Consider the following 4,932-nt stretch of genomic DNA (forward strand, 5'->3'; position numbering starts at 1 on the left):
GCCTATGCCTCGGACTGCTACCTGACCCGCCGCTGGGTCGACGGCCCCTACGGCCCGGAGCGCCGCACCGTCCGCGTCTGCGAGTAATCGCTGACCACCGCCTCTCTCTCCTGACCTCCCGACTTCAAAGCCCCGGCCTCATCGCCGGGGCTCTTTTTTGGCCGGAGCTCTTTTTTGGCCGGGCCGTTCTCGGGCCGAGCGGACCGAGCGGCAGGCGCGGCGCCTGCCGCGCCAGGGTGTCCTCTGCCGGCGGGATGCAGTAAAAGCCTGCCATGACCCAGATTTCTCCCATTCATGTCGTCGGTGGCGGGCTTGCGGGCTCGGAGGCTGCCTGGCAGATCGCTTCGGCCGGCGTGCCGGTCGTCCTTCACGAGATGCGCCCGGTGCGCGGCACGGAAGCGCACAAGACCGAGGGCCTCGCCGAGCTTGTCTGCTCCAACTCGTTTCGCTCGGACGATGCCGCGACCAATGCGGTCGGGCTTCTCCATGCCGAGATGCGGCGCATGGGCTCGATCATCATGCGGATGGGCGATGCCCATCAGGTGCCGGCGGGCGGCGCGCTCGCCGTCGATCGCGATGCCTTCTCGGCGGCGGTGACGGCCGAGCTCGAAGCCCATCCGCTGGTCACCATCGAGCGCGGCGAGATCGCCGGCCTGCCGCCGGCCGAATGGGACAGCGTGATCGTCGCGACAGGGCCGTTGACCTCGCCGGCGCTGGCTCAGGCGATCCTCGACGTCACCGGCGAGACTTCGCTCGCCTTCTTCGACGCCATCGCGCCCATCGTCCATTTCGACAGCGTCGACATGGATACCGCCTGGTTCCAGTCGCGTTACGACAAAGCGGGGCCGGGCGGCACGGGCGCCGACTACATCAACTGCCCGATGGACAGGGAGCAGTACGAGGCCTTCATCGATGCGCTGCTGGCGGCCGAGAAGACCGAGTTCAAGGAATGGGAGGGCACGCCCTATTTCGACGGCTGCCTGCCGATCGAGGTCATGGCCGAGCGCGGCCGCGAGACGCTGCGCTGGGGGCCGATGAAGCCCGTGGGGCTGACCAACAAGCACAATCCCACGGTGAAGGCCTATGCCGTCGTCCAGCTCCGGCAGGACAACAAGCTCGGCACGCTGTTCAACATGACGGGCTTCCAGACCAAGCTGAAATATGGCGAGCAGGCCAGTATCTTCCGGATGATCCCGGGCCTGCAGAACGCCGAATTCGCCCGGCTCGGCGGCATCCATCGCAACACCTATCTCAATTCGCCGAAGGTGCTGGACGAGACGCTGCGCCTGAAGGCGATGCCGCGCCTGCGCTTCGCGGGCCAGATCACGGGATGCGAGGGCTATGTGGAGAGCGCGGCCATCGGCGGCATGGCGGGGCGGATGGCGGCGGCCGAGCGGCTGGGCCGGGAGGCGTCGCTGCCGCCGGTGACGACGGCGCACGGTGCGCTGATCAACCACATTACCGGCGGGCACGTGACCACCATCGACGAGGGGCCGCGCTCGTTCCAGCCGATGAACGTCAATTTCGGGCTGTTCCCGCCGCTGACGCAGGCACCGACCAAGGCGGAAGACGGCTCGCGGCTGCGCGGCACCGCCAAGACGCAGGCCCGCAAGAAGGCGTTGAGCGCGCGGGCGCTGGCGGACCTCGATATCTGGCTCGGGGAAGTCCGGCTCGCCGCTGCCGAATAGGCCTCAGCGCGACGACTGGGCCGTGACGCGCGTTTCGGCGCGGTCGCGGGTCATCAGATTGTCGATACGCTCGCGCTCGGCACGGAAGACGGCGAGCATCTGCCCGCCGAGCTCGCGCCCGCGCGGCACGCGCACGCGCATGGGGTCGACGAAGCGGCCATTGACCATCACCTCGTAGTGCAGGTGCGGGCCGGTGGAGAGGCCGGACGAGCCGAGATAGCCGATCACCTGGCCCTGGCGCACGCGCGCGCCCTCGGTGATGCCGCGGGCGAAACCCGACATGTGCGAATAGGTCGAGGTGTAGCCGTTCGGGTGCTCGATCTCGACGCGGCGGCCATAGCCGCCCGACCAGCCCGCCTTGCCGATGATGCCGTTGCCGGCGGCGACGATGGGCGTACCGACACGGTCGGCCCAGTCCACGCCGGAATGCATCTTGTAGTAGCCCATGACGGGGTGACGGCGCATGCCGAAGCCCGAGCGCATCTGCCCGCCGGCAATGGGCTTGCGGATCAGGAACTTGCGCGCCGAGCGGCCGTTCTCGTCGTAGAAGTCGATGAGGTTGTCGGCGGTCGAATGGAAGCGGTAGTAGCGCCGCGTTTCGCCGCCGGTCGTCAGCGAAGCATAGACGATGTCGCCGCGACCCGCCTCGCTCTCGTCCTCGGCGGCGTAGAGAACCTCGAACAGGTCGTTGGCACCGACGCGGCGCGAGAAATCGACGTCGTTGCCGAAGAGCCGGATCAGCTCGTCGACGATGGGTTTCGGAATCTCCTGCCGCAGCGCCGTCTCGTAGATGGCGTTGTAGAGGCGCAGGCCCCCGCCGTCCTCATCCTCGGAATCGTCGGTGACGGTGGCGGCATCCGCGGGATCTTCCATCGCTACGTAGCGCCCGTCGTCGGACAGCGCCACGGCCGCTTCGGGGTTGTCGCGCTCGCCGACGAGGATGATGCGGACCGGCTGGACGCGGCCGGCCGCGCCCGGCGCGAAGAGCACACGGACGCGCTGGCCGGCGCGCAGGGTGATCTCCTGGCCGCCGCGATTGAAGGCGGTGGCGACGAGGCGGGCATCGTCGCGCGTCGCGCCGAGCTCCAGCATCAGGCCAGTGATCGTGTCGCCGGCCTTGGCGATGGCGGCGCGGTCGGGCGGGGCGGAGCTGGGCGCCGCTGGCTCGGCCGGGCGCTTGGCGACACGCATGACGTTCGGGCCGTCCTGGTCGAGGGCCTCCTGCCGGGACGGCGCGCGCTCGGGGCCGGCCGCGACGGGAAGGGCGAGGCGGGTTGCGATCTCCGGCTGCAGCGAGACCTCGCGGACCTTGGCGAGGATCTCCTCGGTGCTCAGCGCCAGCATCGGCCGGTCGGCGACGGCGACGGCCGCGATATCGCGGGTCAGAATGGTCACCTCGCCGTCGCCGCCGTCGGTGGCGTCCTCCTGCTCGGCGCGTTCCGGCGCGTCGCCCGCGAGCATGCGCAGCGGATTGAACTCGGGAATGTCGAACTCGCCCGAGGAGGTCTGCACCAGGTTGGCGACGACACGGGTGTGCGGCCTGACGCGGATGATCTCGCGATCGCCGACGCGCGAGGTCTGCGACACCCGGATGGTCTGCTTCGAGGTGGAGAAGGCGTCGGCGAGGCGCGTCAGGCGGTCACCCTTGCGCGCCGTGTTGGTCAGGCGGTCGCCCGACGCGGTCGCGCGGACCTGCGGCTGCAGGATTTCGGCGGGGGCGGCAGGGCGGGTCGGATTCTCGAGCGCGGCCCAGACAGCGCCGCCCATCAGCCCGGCGCCGCAGAGGCCGGTGAGCACCGTGCCGGAGAACCAGCGGACATTGATGCCACGACGCTCGATGCCGCGGCGCACCGAGCCATCGACCGCCAGCGGCGGCTCGTCGCCGAGCGCGGCGCTCGGCGCGAGATGCTTGAAGGCTGGCGCGCGGCCGGAAGAGTGCAAACCGGATTCTCCAAACAGAGCCGCTCGCCCCGCACCGGCGGCCAGTGCGATCTGGCGGCCGGACGTTGCCCGCGCCGTCATCCCGCGTCAAGCGAACGAAACCGACAGAAGGGCGAGGAATATGGCGCGGTGAGGGCTCTGCCATCGCGGCCGGAGGCAAACGGCAGCCGTTGCGCCTGGCCGGACGGGTGTTCTGCCCCGAGGCGACGGTCCGTCAGGCCCTCCGAGGGGTTGCCGCAGCCGGATTCGAGCCGGTTCACCGGCGGCCGCGGAGCCGAATGTATTTCGCCTATGTATAGTACGCGCGCGCGTACGCTCAGAATCCCCTGTTTCAGGCCGATCCCGGCTCCAGGGGGCAGGCCAAGCCCGGCGACGCCGGCCATGAAAGAAATATCGCGCCGGGAGCCGGATGGGGGCGGGGCTTGCAGAATCACGAAAAAGCCTTTCAACTCAGTGTCATAGACGCGTGCCAAGTGCATTTTATCCACAGCCGGCGAAGCACCCTGTCGTCGGGCCGTCATTTTTTTTGAAAATCCGTGTTGACAGTTCTGAGGGGTGGGGCCTATAACCCGCCCATCGACGCGGCGCCGCGCTTCACCGGCCCGGCCCGCTGTCCCTGAAGCTTCTCAGACACCTTCTGGTGCATGACGCTTCTGACCAAGGTCAGAAGGTAGAGCTTTAGTCGCCCTTCTAAGGGTGGGAGCCCCTCGGGTTCCGGTTCTTTGACAACTGAATATCGGAAAGAGAAACGTAGGCGGCGGAGTTCTTGCGGACCAGCCCTCGGGCTGGTCAAGACGAGACCTCGGCAGTGCTACGTTTCAGAGACAACCAAGGTTTTGGTCGCAAGACCGGAACTTAGGTGTGTCCTCTGTCAATTCAACGTAGTGACTAGCCGGTTCAAGATCTCATACAACTTGAGAGTTTGATCCTGGCTCAGAACGAACGCTGGCGGCAGGCTTAACACATGCAAGTCGAGCGCCCCGCAAGGGGAGCGGCAGACGGGTGAGTAACGCGTGGGAACGTGCCCTTTGGTTCGGAACAACTCCGGGAAACTGGAGCTAATACCGGATAAGCCCTTCGGGGGAAAGATTTATCGCCAAAGGATCGGCCCGCGTCTGATTAGCTAGTTGGTGGGGTAATGGCCCACCAAGGCGACGATCAGTAGCTGGTCTGAGAGGATGATCAGCCACACTGGGACTGAGACACGGCCCAGACTCCTACGGGAGGCAGCAGTGGGGAATATTGGACAATGGGCGCAAGCCTGATCCAGCCATGCCGCGTGAGTGATGAAGGCCTTAGGGTT

General features: G+C 67.4%; 3 protein-coding genes and 1 rRNA gene. 2 read left to right on the top strand and 2 right to left on the bottom strand.

Going from position 1 to position 4,932, the window contains the following annotated elements; genetic code table 11:
* The first annotated feature begins 272 nt into the window (after positions 1-272).
* Entirely contained in the window at positions 273-1,688 is a 1,416-nt protein-coding gene (gene trmFO / locus JNK84_RS13700) for a methylenetetrahydrofolate--tRNA-(uracil(54)-C(5))-methyltransferase (FADH(2)-oxidizing) TrmFO (RefSeq protein ID WP_293424957.1), read from the top strand.
* A gap of 3 nt (positions 1,689-1,691) precedes the next feature.
* Here the strand turns inward: trmFO and JNK84_RS13705 are convergent, their stop codons facing one another.
* Together JNK84_RS13705 and JNK84_RS13710 are read right to left on the bottom strand one after the other, a co-directional pair.
* On the bottom strand, positions 1,692-3,629 hold the full coding sequence (locus JNK84_RS13705; RefSeq protein ID WP_293424958.1) for a M23 family metallopeptidase: 1,938 nt from the start codon (positions 3,627-3,629) through the stop codon (positions 1,692-1,694).
* A gap of 77 nt (positions 3,630-3,706) precedes the next feature.
* Positions 3,707-4,102, bottom strand: coding sequence for a hypothetical protein (locus JNK84_RS13710; RefSeq protein WP_293424959.1), 396 nt, complete (start codon positions 4,100-4,102; stop codon positions 3,707-3,709).
* A 437-nt stretch (positions 4,103-4,539) separates the two neighbouring features.
* Between JNK84_RS13710 and JNK84_RS13715 the strand changes: the two genes are divergently transcribed.
* Positions 4,540-4,932 (top strand): 16S ribosomal RNA (locus JNK84_RS13715); the annotation flags it as partial.

Source organism: Phreatobacter sp. (assembly GCF_016793595.1).
GTDB lineage: Bacteria > Pseudomonadota > Alphaproteobacteria > Rhizobiales > Phreatobacteraceae > Phreatobacter.

Coding starts and splice junctions, on each gene's coding strand:
- trmFO (WP_293424957.1), top strand. CDS start 273: ATGACCCAGATTTCTCCCATTCATGTCGTCGGTGGCGGGCTTGCGGGC.